General features: G+C 32.7%; 10 protein-coding genes. 2 read left to right on the top strand and 8 right to left on the bottom strand.

The genetic code is table 11. The annotated features are described in order from the left end of the window. Window positions 1–1,031: 1,031 nt before the first annotated feature. Entirely contained in the window at window positions 1,032–5,126 is a 4,095-nt protein-coding gene (locus ACT3CE_RS04995; protein ID WP_444708660.1) for a hybrid sensor histidine kinase/response regulator transcription factor, read from the top strand. Between the two features lie 296 nt (window positions 5,127–5,422). Here the strand turns inward: ACT3CE_RS04995 and ACT3CE_RS04990 are convergent, their stop codons facing one another. The 4 genes from ACT3CE_RS04990 to kduI form a co-directional block, all read right to left on the bottom strand. Then, the gene (locus ACT3CE_RS04990; RefSeq protein ID WP_444708659.1) at window positions 5,423–6,739 is read right to left on the bottom strand and encodes an MFS transporter; all 1,317 of its coding nucleotides are present in this window, start codon (window positions 6,737–6,739) and stop codon (window positions 5,423–5,425) included. 55 nt (window positions 6,740–6,794) lie between these two features. Continuing rightward, a complete protein-coding gene (locus ACT3CE_RS04985; RefSeq protein ID WP_444708658.1) occupies window positions 6,795–8,063 on the bottom strand; it encodes a DUF4861 domain-containing protein in 1,269 nt (422 codons plus the stop codon). Window positions 8,064–8,185: 122 nt separating this feature from the next. After that, window positions 8,186–8,977, bottom strand: coding sequence for a gluconate 5-dehydrogenase (locus tag ACT3CE_RS04980; protein WP_444708657.1), 792 nt, complete (start codon window positions 8,975–8,977; stop codon window positions 8,186–8,188). Window positions 8,978–9,019: 42 nt separating this feature from the next. Beyond that, on the bottom strand, window positions 9,020–9,862 hold the full coding sequence (kduI, locus tag ACT3CE_RS04975) for a 5-dehydro-4-deoxy-D-glucuronate isomerase (protein ID WP_444708656.1): 843 nt from the start codon (window positions 9,860–9,862) through the stop codon (window positions 9,020–9,022). A 322-nt stretch (window positions 9,863–10,184) separates the two neighbouring features. On the opposite strand from kduI, the gene ACT3CE_RS04970 reads away from it, so the two are divergent. Continuing rightward, window positions 10,185–11,207 carry a LacI family DNA-binding transcriptional regulator gene (locus ACT3CE_RS04970; protein WP_444708655.1) on the top strand — a complete coding sequence of 341 codons (1,023 nt, stop codon included), beginning with the start codon at window positions 10,185–10,187 and terminating at the stop codon, window positions 11,205–11,207. A gap of 89 nt (window positions 11,208–11,296) precedes the next feature. On the opposite strand, the gene ACT3CE_RS04965 is transcribed toward ACT3CE_RS04970, so the two are convergent. From ACT3CE_RS04965 to ACT3CE_RS04950, 4 genes are all read right to left on the bottom strand, one after another. Then, window positions 11,297–12,148 carry a hypothetical protein gene (locus tag ACT3CE_RS04965; protein ID WP_444708654.1) on the bottom strand — a complete coding sequence of 284 codons (852 nt, stop codon included), beginning with the start codon at window positions 12,146–12,148 and terminating at the stop codon, window positions 11,297–11,299. Window positions 12,149–12,195: 47 nt separating this feature from the next. Further along, window positions 12,196–13,041: an SDR family oxidoreductase gene (locus ACT3CE_RS04960; protein WP_444708653.1), complete on the bottom strand. Its 846-nt coding sequence runs from the start codon at window positions 13,039–13,041 to the stop codon at window positions 12,196–12,198. Between the two features lie 279 nt (window positions 13,042–13,320). Further along, complete coding sequence (locus ACT3CE_RS04955) at window positions 13,321–14,181, bottom strand: helix-turn-helix domain-containing protein (RefSeq protein ID WP_444708652.1); 861 nt, start codon at window positions 14,179–14,181, stop codon at window positions 13,321–13,323. Between the two features lie 31 nt (window positions 14,182–14,212). Beyond that, the gene (locus ACT3CE_RS04950; protein ID WP_444708651.1) at window positions 14,213–15,427 is read right to left on the bottom strand and encodes an MFS transporter; all 1,215 of its coding nucleotides are present in this window, start codon (window positions 15,425–15,427) and stop codon (window positions 14,213–14,215) included. Window positions 15,428–15,531 lie beyond the last annotated feature (104 nt).

Here is a 15,531-nt window from a genome sequence, read left to right as displayed (position 1 = left end):
AAACGATTTTTTTTTCATAAATTTGTAAGATTATAAGTTATTATTATATAGATAATATCTATTGCTAGATATTATTTTGCGAGAGATGTTTGCTGCGTCTCTCGTTTTCTTTTTATAAAATTTATTTATCTAAAACAATATTTCCAATCTCTATTAACTGCACTCGTGTATATGGATAAACCACATTATTATTGATGTAAAGCTTATTTTGTTTTTGTCTGAAAACGTTTGCTCCCACATGTAAAAAAATATATTTTATTAATTAAAACTTATTGACTTAATAGATTATAAGAATAGGTATAGAATAAAAAATACGTACAAGGCGATTACTACCGTATATATATACGTAACATACTTTTTCTTGCTAATTGCCTTTACACAATCCATTACTCTTTTTTTCATACATTAAAAGTATTAAGACTACATGATATGGTGTAGGAAATGCGTTCCAAAGAATAGGATATTTGTTGCAGTTAAAGTTTACTAATTTGATTTACACTACACTACAACTTAACAACAAATAAATATATTCTTAAAAAAAATATGGAAATAGTTAAAGAAAATATTTTTTACACTACTTAAGTAAAAAACACAACATAGGTTTAAATGAAAGATCCTATTACGTTAGGACTAACTAATACTTACAAAAAACATAAAATCGCAAATAAAACGATATAAATATTTTGATTCTTACATGCAATTTTAAGAATAAGCTTTGAGAACTGGCCGAACAATAAAAACAACAATTCCACATTCTATAAATTACTTCGCAGAATGAAATAAAATTAATTAGTAAAAAACACTCATCACAATCAAAACATTCTTATCATCTACAAATGAATAATCTAGGTTAACATTAAACAAAAATAGAATGATAAACTTGCTTCACTATTCTCCTTTTAGAATTTTTTATAATAAAAGCTTTAACTATTTTTGGTCAACCAAAACCACAAACATCCAGCTCCATTACTTCAGACATTTTTTAAGGCTCATTTATAGCTAATGGTATTGAAGTAATTAACACAGATATTATGACAAAAAGTAAACCATTTCTATTAATCACACTTATATTCTGCCAGGTATTAAATGTCTTGGGTCAAAAATCTTTTCCTTTTAAGCATTACAATTACGAAAATGGATTAATATCGAACTGGGTTAATGCGATTACTCAGGATCATGATGATTTTATTTGGATTGGTACAGCCGAAGGATTGTGTCGCTTTAATGGATATTCATTTGATAGTTTTCAAAATATTCCTATGGATAGCACTTCTATTGCGAACAATTTTATTTCATCTATTGCTGAAGATACAACTCGCAATTGCTTATGGTTGGTTACTTCTAATGGCATTTCCAAATTTGATAAAAACAATTATCAATTTAAAAATTACAGTATTTCCACTTCCCAAAGCAAATCGTACACCCCTTTTGCTAGAGGATCGGTTTGTGTAGATAGCGAAAGTAATGTTTGGGTTGAAGGATTTAATGAGGGATTTAACGAAGGTTTGTTTAAATACAATGCAAAGGAAGATTCCTTTATAAATATATCTAAAACCAATAAAAATGTTCCCAAATACCTAACTGCTATTTACAAAGACAAAAAACAGCGACTTTGGTTTGGTACAGAAAAAGGCCTATACTATTACCTTCCTAAAACAAATACTTTCAAACAAGTTAAATACACTCTCGAAAATAAGGAACAACTAAATATAACAACCTTATTTTCGGACTCCAACAATAGATTATGGATTGGATCAAAACAAAGCAACTCGCTTTATATATGCGAAAACGATAGTATTTCAAAATACTATGAGCCAAATCTGGAAACTACGGAATACAATTGGATATCGAGTATTTCGAACTACAATAATAATATTATATTGGCAGGAATTAGAGACTTTGGGGTACTGGTTCTAAATCAATCTACAGGAGAATCTCATTTATTGCAGCCAGATCTCTATAACCCAAAAGGTATAAAAAGCAAAACGCCCAGAACAATGTTTACCGATAGTTTTGGAAACCTTTGGATTGGTAGTTACAACAATGGATTAAATTTCATTGATAGACACAGAAAATTATTTGACCATTATCATTTTAACTATACAAGTAAAGGTTTAATGAGCAATAGTGTTAGAGCACTATTTGAAGATTCGGATGGAGAAATTTGGATTGGCACAAAAGAAGGTGGAGGAATTAGTAAGTTTAACACGGATAAAGAAATTTTTAACAATTACAAAGCAGATAAATCGAAAATAAACTGGCTGGATAACGATATTATTATTGCAATTAATGAGTTAGAAAAAGGAAAATTATTAATAGGTACTTTTGGTAGTGGCATATTCACCTTTCACAAAAAAGAGAACTATTTTACTAAGTTTTCTACTGCTAAAGAAAACGAAAATTCCATATCAAATAATAATATATATTCGATTTACAAAGATTACGATGGTAATATCTGGATTGGCAATAACTCATACGTAGATATCTATAAGCCAGAAACAAAACAATTCACACATCTTAAAAATGTTACTTATGCAAGATGCTTTCAAGATATTGGCAAGTACATATTAATAGGAACCTGGTCTAATGGTTTATACATATATAATAAATCAACCGGTATTGCCAACACTTATAAGCTAAACAATTCTTATAATACACTTACTAGCAAAACCCGAATAAATTCCATAACGCAAGATCAAAATAAGAATGTATGGTTAGCCACCAATAAAGGCTTGATAAAACACATAATTAAAACAAAAACAACTAAATTATATGATAAAAAGCATGGCTTATCAAGTAGTTATATATGTGCAGTTTTAACCGACAACAACAATAATATTTGGGTAAGCACCAAAGGGGGAATTTCAAAATTAAATACAAAAACAAATAAATTTAAAAATTACGATAAAAATGATGGTCTTCAATCAAATGTATTTGAAGAATTTGTATCATTAAAAACAAGCACTGGAAAATTACTATTCTCAGGACAAAATGGCTTTAATATTTTTCATCCCGATTCAATTAAAGACAATCCAAACATTCCCAATGTTTTAATAACTGATATGTTAGTGCTTAATAAAACTGTTAAAATTGGCGAAAAAGGATCACCTCTTACCAGACATATTAGCTTAACAGACAAATTAGAACTAAGCAACGAACAATCTTCTTTTTCGTTTGAATTTATCGGAATCAACTATACCTCTCCTGAAAATAATCAATACCGTTATAAACTGGAAGGGTATGACACCGAATGGAAGAATGCCGAACATAGTAGAATTGCTACTTATACACATGTTCCGGCGGGTGATTATACCTTTAAAGTTATAGCTTCGAATAATGATGGCGTTTGGAACAACAAAGGAGCTTCTGTACAAATAAAAATTGATCCTCCATTCTGGAAAAGCAATATCGCCTTACTTTTATATTTTATATTTTTAGTTCTTTCGCTTTTCCTATTCACAAATATGATTATCTATAGAACAAATCATGAAAATAAATTAAAAGCCGAGATCCTAGACAAACAACGAATAGAAGAAGCAGCTAAAAACAGATTAAAATTTTTTACTAATATTTCTCATGAATTAAGAACACCCCTCACACTTATTACTGCACCTTTAGAAAATCTGGTTAATTACCAATATAAAGATGCTCAACTTAAATCGCTAATATTAGGTATGAACAGAAATGCACAACGCCTTTTGCGATTAGTTAATCAACTTATGGACTATAGGAGTGTAGAAGAAAACAGAATTAAACTTAAAGTTTCTAAAGGAAATATTTTCAATGACTCAGAGGAAATTCTAAAGAGCTTTTCATATGCAGCAAACAATAAAAATATTTCATTAAAATTTAACAGTTCAAAAAATCAAGAAATAGAATACTGGTACGATTTTGGGATTCTTGAAAAAGTATTATTTAACCTTATATCCAACGCTCTAAAATTTACCAATAAAAATGGTACAATTGATCTAAACCTTCATGTAATAGATAGTATAGCCACAATAAAAATTATTGATAGTGGTATTGGTATCGCCCCAGAACTATTAGATAAAGTATTCGATCGTTTTTACACTACCGATTTTGTTGATTATCATCAAACAGGAACTGGAATTGGTTTATCATTTACCAAAAGCCTGATAGATTTGCATCGTGGAAGCATTAGTGTTGAAAGTGAAGTAAATAAAGGAAGCTGCTTTACTGTACAAATTCCCGTAAAAAAAGATGCATTTAAAGCTGATGAGTTTCGTTCTGTTACTAAAAAAGAGCCAATTTCTAATACAAACACGGTACCTCAAATAGCAGTATCAACGCAAAAAAATATTGAAACTAACAAAAAGAAAGATTCTCTATTAATTGTAGAAGATAATGACGACTTGAGAGAATATCTAATAACAAGTTTCCAGAATTACAATATTATTGAATGTACAAATGGTAAGGAAGCCTTAGCGCAAGCCAAAGAAAAAATGCCTGATATCATTTTATCTGATATTATGATGCCAATAATGAATGGCCTTGAACTGTGTAACCTATTAAAAACAGATTTTGTAACTTCTCATATTCCCATCATATTATTAACAGCCAGAACTTCCGACGATCAAAAGTTAGAAGGCTTTAAGCATCATGCTGATGCATATATTGAAAAGCCATTTAATATAGAACTACTTAAAATACAAGTCGAAAACCTTTTGCAATTGCGTAAAAGCATTAAAATAAAATTCAAAGAAAACAATATTGTTAATACGATTAAAGAAGATGTTCCTCCTATAGATAAATTATTTCTTGATAAAGTTTCTGACATTATACAATCGAAAATAACAGATAGCGACTTATCTGTTGAAAGTTTTAGTACTGCCCTTGGCATGAGCAGAAGTCAACTATTCCGTAAATTTAAATCTCTTATGGATACAACTCCCAGTCAATTTATTAGAGTTACACGTTTAAATTACGCTGCCGAATTATTAAAAATAAATCAGCACAATGTAAATGAAGTTACTTATATGGCAGGTTTTTCGGATGTTTCTCATTTTATTTCTTTGTTTAAGAACCAATTTGGACAAACACCAAAACAATACTCTGAAAGTTTCTTAGCTAAAAATGATTTACATCATAAAACATACACCAAGTAAGAGTATATTAATCTAATAATCACGAAAGCCAGCAATTAGCTCAATTAGCATTAAAGCTAAAACACATATACAACGAGCACCAATCACATTTTAATAATTAGTGATTAGCTTAAACCTTACTTCTTATTTTACTAGATGGATAAGGAAGCAAAAAAGTTGGCGACTTTGATTAAATATTTTTTTATCTTATTCAAAAATACACTTGCTTAAAATAAAAAAGCCACATTTCTAAAAATGCGGCTTTAACTAACTAATCTAAAAATTATTACAACTCCTCAATTATAATAATATCTTTATTATTTTAATTCTAAATTCTCATTTAACGATTCTAGTTTTGGTAACATTAAGTGAATAATACCTAGAATAACCAGATACAGCATACTAGCAACAAGAAACATCCAAAAATAGAAGGAATTTCCTGTAGCATCTAAACCATTACCCAAGGCAAAATCAACTAACATACCAGAAATGGCACCTACCATACCTCCAATTCCAACAACTGAAGCGACAGCTTTTTTAGGCATTACATCGGAAACTAAAGTAAACAAGTTTGCCGACCACGCCTGATGACCGCCCGATGCTAAAGCAATTAAACACACAGCAATCCAAACATTACTAGTTAAGGCTGCAAAAGACACCGGAACAATACACAATGCACATATTAATAATGAAACCTTTCGAGCAGCATTTAAATTCCAACCTCGGTTAAGAAAGAATTTTGAAAGGTATCCTCCACCGATACTACCAAAATCGGCTACCAAATAAATTACAACCAGGGCTCCTCCAAGTTCTTTAATACTATCTAGACCAAACTTTTGTTTGAAAAATATTCCACTCCAAAACATAAAGAAAAACCATACCGCATCTGTAATTTTTCCTATGGCAAAAGCCCAGGTTTGTCTTAATGGTAGAACTCTTGACCACGGTAATTTCTCTATTTCTTTTTCTGTAGTTTCGGTATTATTATCTTGTAAAATATAAGCTAATTCACCTTTTGTTACTTTAGGATGTTCCTCTGGTTTTTTATAGGTTCTAAACCATAAAAACACCCAAATTGCACTAAAAAAACCTGTTACCAAAAAGGCAAACTGCCAGTTATCGCCATTGGAAGCTACTACCAGTGGAATAATTGCCGGAGCCAAAACTGCACCTACATTGGAACCTGCATTAAAAATACCTGTTGCAAAGGCCCTGTCTTTTTTGGGAAACCATTCAGCTACGGTTTTAACCGCAGCAGGAAAGTTACCAGCTTCTCCAATTCCTAAACCAAAACGAGCACTAATAAAACCAACTAAAGCAAAAGCTGGACGAACTGCAGCATGCAAAACTCCAAATATACTCCAAATGGCAATAGATACTGCATATCCAATTTTAGTTCCAAAACGATCAATAACCCCACCCATAGTTAACATACCTATGGCGTAAGCAGCTTTAAAAGCCATATTTATATATCCGTAATCAGCATTAGTCCAATTAAACCGGTCCATTAAAGTTGGACCCAATACTCCCATAATACTACGATCCATATAATTTATGGTAGTAGCTGCAAAAAGCAATGCAAGTATCCTGTACCTATAGTTTCCCGAAGGTTTATCTAAAACATTTTCGTTCATATCTAAGTTTATTTATAGCAAAGAAGTCATACTCTCACTATATTTTTTTGGTTACTTATTTAATGGTAACTACAATTGGAGAACTCAATTCATCAGCCTGAACTTTCATCATGTTCTCAAAATTTTCTTGATCAGCCCATTTTTTATTTTCGAGCTCCCATACTGCAAAAAAGTAATGTCGTGCACTAGTTTTATCACTGATTTTTTGACTTACAAAATGGGTTTGTCCTACGGGTTGATTGTAACGACTACCCGATATAATTTCTTCACTTAAAACAGGAGCGTCGCCTGTTCTTACCTTACTATTAGCAGGCAATAAAATTCCCATTCCTAAATTATCATCATTCAAAGATTGAACACCATGAGTTGCAACAGCGGCAAAATCCTTATTTGCTGAAAAAGAAAAAGCTTTCTTATCTTTCAAATGACTTGTTACAATCCCTATGGCCAATTCAGCATCCTGATCTAAGCCCACGATGGTAACATCACTTTGAAACCAATATTTTCCTGCCCAAATCGAAATTCTTTCCTGTGCGGACAATTGTTTCCCATCTACCTTCCAACCTTTGTATTTAAGATCAAAAACAGAACGAACCGGACCTTTAGTAACCAATTGATATTCGAATTCCTTAACAGAACCTAAACGATATAAAGAATCCTTATGAACCAAAGCCAAACCACCAGAACCCAAAGAAGGACCTACGTGCAAAACATCCATTCCCCATGAACTTAATTCATGATAACTACCACTTTCATGGGTTCCAATTTTATCCATAAGCATATCTGGAATTAATTTTCCAAATAAATCTTTTGCATTTCTACAATCAAAATAGTCACGAAAACCCATCACATCACTTTCCCAAGCTACACTTTCTGATTGGTAGGCCATCGGAATTCCAACAAATCCTTCTGGAGAAAACGCATGATCTGTGGCTTTAAAACCTGTTTCCTTGTTTCCAAGACCCAAATGAACATTTGTACGTATTGTATATTTTGGAGCTTTATCAGCATCCACAAAATTCACCTTAAATTTCTTCACTTCTTTTGCAGTAAAATCGCAAACCAAAGCCAACTCATCCCACTGTCCGTCCTGATCTAAATCATCAACCTGAGATGGTATATATTTTCCCTGTGCATCTAGTACCACTAGAATTTTATCCGCAGGAATTTCTCCCACTAATTTCTTTACATCTGCTCTGTTTATAACAATTGGAGCATCTTTTCGAGCTTGCGCCATTTCGTTTTTCAACTCAATAGTCGTTGATGAACTACAAGCACTTAAAACGGTAGCCATTATGACTACAATAAAACTATATTTTATCATAAGAAGTTTTTTAGGTCCTGAAATACAGATTTAATGAACATAAAAATAGGAATAAAAAGAACATGGATTTACTCCCCAGCGCATCCATACTACTGTTCTTTTTATTCCTTTCTCTTTACTAACTATTCCTCATTAGATGGTTTACCAATGGTAGCCAAAATACCACCATCAACATAAACCACTTGTCCATTTACAAAATCGGATGCTTTTGATGCCAAAAACACTGCTGTACCCGATAAATCATCGGGATTACCCCAACGAGCTGCAGGTGTAAGATTCACAATAAATTCGTTAAATGGATGACCATCAACACGAATTGGAGCAGTTTGAGAAGTTGCAAAATACCCTGGACCGATACCATTAGTTTGAATATTATACTTACCCCACTCAGTAGCCATATTTTTTGTCAACATTTTTAAACCACCTTTAGCTGCTGCATAAGCACTCACACTGTTACGTCCAAGCTCACTCATCATAGAGCAAATATTAATGATTTTACCTTCGCGACGTTCAATCATTCTACGCCCAACATATTTGGCCATAATAAAAGGTCCAACCAAATCCACATCAATTACCTGGCGGTAATCGCTCACTTCCATATCTTGCATGGCAACACGCTTAATAATTCCGGCATTATTTACCAAAATATTAATTGCTCCCACTTCTTCTTCAATTTTTGCTACACTTGCAATTACCTGTTCCTCATTGGTAACATCAAAAACATAACCTTTAGCATTAATACCTTTACTTGCGTATTCGGCAATTGCTTTGTCCATATTTCCTTTAGAACTTCCGTTAACAACCAATTGAGCTCCTGCCTCGGCTAATGCTGTAGCCATAGCCATTCCTAACCCATGTGTAGCACCGGTTACCAATGCAACCTTACCATCTAATTTAAAAAAATCTAATATCATGATTTTAAAAACATTACATTCAAATACAACAATTCAATTTTCTTAACGCATCTCATCTGGCTGACATACGTCCATATCGCCATAATTCAAGTTTTCACCAGCCATACCCCAAATAAAAGTGTAATTGCTGGTTCCAGCTGCTGAGTGAATTGACCATGTTGGTGAGAAAACAGCTTCTTCGTTGCCCATAAAAATGTGACGAGTTTCTTTAGGATCTCCCATAAAGTGACATACTGCTTGTCCTTTTGGTACTTCGAAATAAAAATATGCTTCCATTCTTCTACTGTGCGTATGAGCTGGCATTGTATTCCAAACGCTTCCTGGATGCAATTCAGTCATTCCCATTTGCAATTGGTTAGTCTTGATTGTATCAGAAACAATAAGTTTGTTTAATGTTCTGCGATTTGAATTTTCGGCTTCACCCAATTCAATTACAATTGCATCCTTACGACCTACTTTCACATTTGGAAATACCTCATGCGCTGGTGCAGAATTCAAATAAAAATGAGCAGGAGCTTTTGCATCTGCACTTGAAAAAATAATTTCTTTGTTGCCTTTTCCAACATAAAGTGCCTCTTTGTAGTCTAACTCATAAACAACACCATCAACACTTACACTTCCTTTACTTCCAACATTCACTACACCTAATTCTCTTCTTTCCAAAAAGTAATCGGCTTTTAAAGGATCAATTGATTCCAATACCAAAGCTTCTTTGGTTGGCACTACGCCACCAACAATTAATCTATCATACTGCGAATAAGTTAAATTCACATTTCCTTCTTCCATTAAATTCTCTACTAAATACTCATCTCTTAGACGTTTAGTATCGTAATTTTTCGCATCAGCAGGATGCGTAGCGTATCTTTCTTCGTATTTTAAGCTCATAACTAATTGTATTAATAATTTGAATTTCATACATCGGATTAATAATTTTATTTTTCGCTCTCCGACAATACAAAGTAATAAAATGCAATTGACATGTGCAATCGATTGTCTTTATTTTTTATAATTTTTTACCACTTCACACCAACAACAAAATAGACACAAATTACTTAAACACTGCACTCTTAGTATCATTTACAAAAATATTAAAAAATTAACATCACATATTTTAGTGCAATCGATTACCCCTTATTTACTATATTTAAACCTTTTTTAAAATATTATATGCATCTTTGCACTGTAATTTACCACCACTAACAAAAGAATGAAAAAAGACAACAACATTACAATTCATGATATCGCCAAAGCTTTAAATATTTCTGGATCTACTGTTTCAAGAGCCTTAAACAATAATTCTCGCATTAGCGATAAAACTAAAAAGGCGGTTCGTGAAATGGCCAATAAACTTGGCTATCAACCAAATGCTTTAGCATCTAATTTGCGCACTAGTTGCACAAAAACCATTGGTGTTATCATTCCACGAATAAGTCGATATTTCTTCTCCTCTGCAATAACAGGTATCGAGGAGTTTGCACGCAAGAAAGGATACAATGTTATTATTTGCCAATCGAATGACGAAGAAGAACGTGAAGCAGATTGCGTTCAAACTTTATTTGCATCACGAGTGGATGGTATAATTTCTTCTGTTGCAATCAATACAACTAATCACGATCATTATAAAACATTTACCAACAGAAATATTCCTCTTGTATTTTTTGATAGAATTGTTGATGAGTTAGAAACATGTAAAGTTGTGGTTGACGATTTTAAAGGAGGTTTTATAGCTGCCGAGCACCTAATTTCAAAAGGATGTAAAAGAATTGCACACGTTAGCGGACCACAACACCTAAATATCTATATAAACAGACTGCAGGGTTATTTAAAAGCAATGCGTAAACACAAACTTGTGATTGCTGAAGATTTAATTCTGGAAAGCTCTCTAACCCGTGAAGATGGTTTACTCTGCGCTAAAAAACTATTAGAATCAGCAAATCCTCCAGATGCAATATTTGCAGCCAATGACACAACTGCACTAAGCATTATTCTTTACGCAAAAGAAAATAACATTAACATTCCAGAACAATTGGCCGTGGTTGGTTTCAGTAATGAACCATTCTCCGAATATTTGTCTCCTTCACTCACTACAATTGAACAATCAGGCTTTAATGTAGGGACTAAAGCAACTGAATTATTATTAGATATCATCTCTAACAAAACAGGTAACAAACAAGAAACTATTGTTCTGCCGGTTAATCTATTAGAGAGAGAATCATCGAATAGAAAATAGAATTATCCTGATATTAAATCAGCATAAAAAAATCGGCCTAATTAAATGGAATTAAGCCGATTAAATGTACTATTAAAATGGATTTATTTTTACTTATACAATTCTATTGCTATTGCTTTTAAATCCTTTTCTCCCTTGCAATTAGGATATTTTTTATTCATTTTTTTTATAAAATCCTCACTCGAAACTGCTTTTAAGGCAATATTTTTCATTATTTTCAAATACTTAATTTGAAAATTTAAATCCTCAACACCTGCTTTTCCGTATCCATGAGAACCTAGCAATAAAGAATATCCTTTCTTTTTGGCTTTTTGAGCATCACTTAAAGCTCCCTCTATAGAAGCTATATTTTTAATTTGATTTTTAGAGGCATGATATCCTTTTGCCGGAGCAAAATGCTGATAATAAACCTTATTACCAATTGCAATATTTACTCCAGGCATTCCTGGTAACGACGTAGGTTCTAAGCTATAAGTTACGCCATCAACCGTAAAATTTGTCGAAGCATCAATCTGTTCGTCGAACTCAACAAGTTCTGTATCCATCTCACCTTTAAAGGCCTGATTAAAGAATCCTAACATTCCCTTTGCAGCATCCGATTTCATAAACTCAGCCATTGGTTTTGTGATTACTTTCTGCTCGCTAGGATAAGTTTTTAAACCTGCAGCATGAAAAGAAACCAATACTTTTTCTACAGGCTTAGCCAGCTTCTTAGTATAATTCACAAATTCTTCTACTTTACCTTTAAAAGCTTGTGGTTCTATAATTACTAAACTATTTTCACTTTCCACAATAAAAGAAACATCAGCCATTGCATCAAAGGATGCATAGGTATGAAGTGTAAAATTCTCAAATTTATCGCTTGAAAAATTTGCTTTCGGCTGTGCAAAACTTAGTATAGAAACTAAACATATTGCAATTGTAAATATTGTCTTTTTCATTTTTGATTTCTATTGAATAGTTAAAATTGTATTAAATCAATTCCTGCTTAGCTTAAGGCAATTTTTACCGAATCTGCAATTGTAGTTGTGGATCGGCCTAAAATTCTAGATAGCTGACGCGAATCATCAAACAAATCGTCTCTTGATGCACTTACATCCCAATTTGCCAAGGCATCAGCAAATTCTTCCGGCAATCCAATATTCTTTAAAATGTTAGCATATTCCTCTTCTGCTAGGTTATTGTAAGGAATATTTTTACCAGTTTGTTTTGAAATTTCAGCAGATAAATCTGTTAAAGTATAAAATTCATCGCCAGCCAACTCGTAAGTTTTACCCTTGTTATCTTCATCAGCAATAACAATAGCAGCTGCTTCGGCATAATCGACCCGAGCTGCCGACGATATTTTTCCGTTGGCTGCACTTCCTAAAAATGTACCTCCCCCAATTGCTCCGGGCACCGAAGCAGTATAATTTTCAGAATACCATCCATTTCGCAAAAGAGTATATTCAATACCCGATGCTTTTAATGCTTTTTCAGTCTCGATATGTTCTCCCGCAAGATTTAAAGTAGTATCATTTAGGTGTAATAAACTAGTATAAACTATCCATTTTATACCTGCTTCTTTTGCAGCATTAATTACATTGGAGTGTTGCTGCGTACGTTGTCCCAATTCACTTCCCGAAATCAACAATAAACGATCAATACCTTTTAGTGCTTCAACTAAAATTTCAGGTTTACTGTAATCAAATTCACGGGTTTCTACTCCAAGTCCCGAAGCTTTTTCAATATTACGAGCCAAGGCTACAATACTTTCATTCGAAACTCTCTTTTTTAGTTCTTCTACAACAATACGTCCCAATTGTCCTGTTGATCCTGTTACTGCAATTTTCATGTTCTATATTTTTTTAATGTTTATATTTCTTGTTTGAAATTGTACATTACAAAAGTATAGAGAGAAGCAAGCTGAGAAAAGGTAAAAATATTCCTAAGAATGGTAAAATAAGATTCGGGAAAATCTTTAGTAAGATTTACTCTCACAATAAAAACAGCAAAAAAACGTAATTATTCAACACTAATAAAAACTACTACTTAGTTTCAGGTAAGCCTAAATTTAATAGTGAAATATCTACTTCCTGTTAATTGTTATAAATTATTGATATTTATCTTAAACCTAAGACTTACGCATCTTTTGATATTCGGTGGGAAGCATATTTACGCGAGCCTTAAAATACTTGGTAAAATTTGTTGGATCTTCGAATCCAATTTCATAAGCAATTTCTTTAACCGAAAGAACCGAATAAACCAACAACCTCTTGCTTTCTAAAATTACACGATCCTCGATATATTGTTTTGCAGTAGTATTGGCAAATAATTTTACTGCAGCATTAATCTGTTTAGGAGTATGGTTTAATCGTTCACAAATATCAACAACTCGCACTTTGTAATTAACTCTCTCTTCGAGTACTTTCCTAAATTTCATGTAAAGACTAAAAGTATCATTAAAAGGAATCTCTATTCGGCCACGTTTACTTCTTTCCAACTGAATTAAAAAATTTTTAAGAAGGTTACGTTGATATTCACTAGTTTCAAAATCCTGTATTTTTTGCTGTTCCAAAATCATATCCTCTAAAAGAGTATAGATAAACTTGTTTGCAAATAAACCTACAGGCTTAATTGAATGAATAAAAGCTGTATAATCATATAAATATCTGTAATCGGAATCGTCTTTCACTAAAAAATCGGGAGTAAAAACTACCGCATATCCTTCGAGTTGATCATTATTCGAAAACTGCTGAACCTGCCCCATTGCCACAGGAATAATTGTATTCTCGGAATATGCAATACTCTCAAAATCGACTTCATGAATTCCTCTGCCTTTGGTGATAAAAAGAATTTGATAAAAATTAAGCCGATGAGCCTCATAAGCCGCTTTTTTCGTATAAGTTACAATTCTTTTAAGAGGAATAATCTCTAATCCAAGTTTAGATTTTTTATTGTTAAAATCGTATTTTGGAATCTTTGAATTATCCATAATCGTACAACCATTCTGTTAATAAGAAATGCTATTTATTTTTTAAAGACAAAACAAAAGGAATTGCTCCCAATGCCAAAATAGAAGAAATAAGATATGTTTTTTCAAGTCCAAGCCAGTCTCCCATTACTCCGGCAAAAAACACTGCCGATGCCGAGGTTACAAAACTAACAGTCATATAAATGCTGTTCATAAACACGGGGAAATCTTTTGATCTATCTTGTACTAAAGCAATTAAAACCGGTCCTGGTGCAAAAACAAAAAAGCCCATTAACATTAAAAAAACAAAGGATAATGCACCTGTAGAATTAATAAAAAGAAACATCATTACGGGAGACATTATGCTTATTATAAGCAATGTTCTTTTTCTTCCCAATTTATCGGAAATACTACCAGCTAATATGGTTCCTACCGCTCCGGCCAACTGAAATACAGCTAAAGCGGAATTGGCAAACCATAAACTTTCGCCTCTTTCGGTATAGAAAAAAGTAGGTAAAAATGCACTTAACCCTGATTTCATGATTGCCCGAAACAAGGTAATACCAATAAGTAATGCAAAAAATGGCAAATATCTTTTTAGCGATGATAACTCACTGCCTTTTCCCGACTTTTTATTTTTAATTTCATCGGATATTTTAATATCCTTTAGTTTTAAAAATAGAATAAATGAAGCAATCAAACCTAAGGGAATTAATCGCCAGGTTCCTTCTAATCCCCAATACGATACCGAAGCTGTAATTAATAAAGGACCTGCAGTTCTTGCCAGCTCTCCTCCAAACATATAAAAGCTCATGCCTCGCCCAGTACGCTCTCCTGATAATCGTTTTACCATTGTTGGTGCCGGAACATGAAACACTGCACTGCTTATTCCCATGGTAAAAAGCAGTATACATATAATTACAAAAGAAGGAGCTGCTCCAAGTAAACTCATTGCTATTGCTGTAATAGCCGGAGTAACAATTATAAAATATCTGGCAGCTGTTCGTTCTGCAATAATTCCGATAAAAGGATTTAGAAACCAGGGTACACGCATAATTAAATCCCAAATTGATGCGAGAGCCAATGTAATTCCAAATTTTTCTATTAATAAAGGACGAAGAGGTGCCAAAAAAGATGAATAAATATCATGCAACATGTGAGATGCAGATATTAGAACAACATTACCCGACTGAAATTTCCCTGAACTCTGTTCAGCACTAGAACTATTACTTGAATTGGCCATTACCTGATTTTGAAATTTATTCAAACTAAAGGCAAATTTACAATCACTTATGTAGTAAACCAAGAAAAGTGCAGAATGTTAGTCTGCACTTTACAATAAAAATAAAAGCTGGGTGTTTTTAATCATTC

It is taken from the genome of Marinifilum sp. RC60d5 (assembly GCF_052400665.1).
In the GTDB taxonomy this organism is placed as follows: Bacteria; Bacteroidota; Bacteroidia; order Bacteroidales; family Marinifilaceae; genus JBQTGK01.
Note: the sequence above shows the minus strand (reverse complement) of the source record. Positions and strands in the feature narration are given on the sequence as shown.

Bases quoted from the DNA above. Each gene is read 5' to 3' on its own strand.
- ACT3CE_RS04995 (WP_444708660.1), top strand. From the start codon at position 1,032: ATGACAAAAAGTAAACCATTTCTATTAATCACACTTATATTCTGCCAG.
- ACT3CE_RS04990 (WP_444708659.1), bottom strand. From the start codon at position 6,739: ATGAACGAAAATGTTTTAGATAAACCTTCGGGAAACTATAGGTACAGG.
- ACT3CE_RS04985 (WP_444708658.1), bottom strand. From the start codon at position 8,063: ATGATAAAATATAGTTTTATTGTAGTCATAATGGCTACCGTTTTAAGT.
- ACT3CE_RS04980 (WP_444708657.1), bottom strand. From the start codon at position 8,977: ATGATATTAGATTTTTTTAAATTAGATGGTAAGGTTGCATTGGTAACC.
- kduI (WP_444708656.1), bottom strand. From the start codon at position 9,862: ATGAGCTTAAAATACGAAGAAAGATACGCTACGCATCCTGCTGATGCG.
- ACT3CE_RS04970 (WP_444708655.1), top strand. From the start codon at position 10,185: ATGAAAAAAGACAACAACATTACAATTCATGATATCGCCAAAGCTTTA.
- ACT3CE_RS04965 (WP_444708654.1), bottom strand. From the start codon at position 12,148: ATGAAAAAGACAATATTTACAATTGCAATATGTTTAGTTTCTATACTA.
- ACT3CE_RS04960 (WP_444708653.1), bottom strand. From the start codon at position 13,041: ATGAAAATTGCAGTAACAGGATCAACAGGACAATTGGGACGTATTGTT.
- ACT3CE_RS04955 (WP_444708652.1), bottom strand. From the start codon at position 14,181: ATGGATAATTCAAAGATTCCAAAATACGATTTTAACAATAAAAAATCT.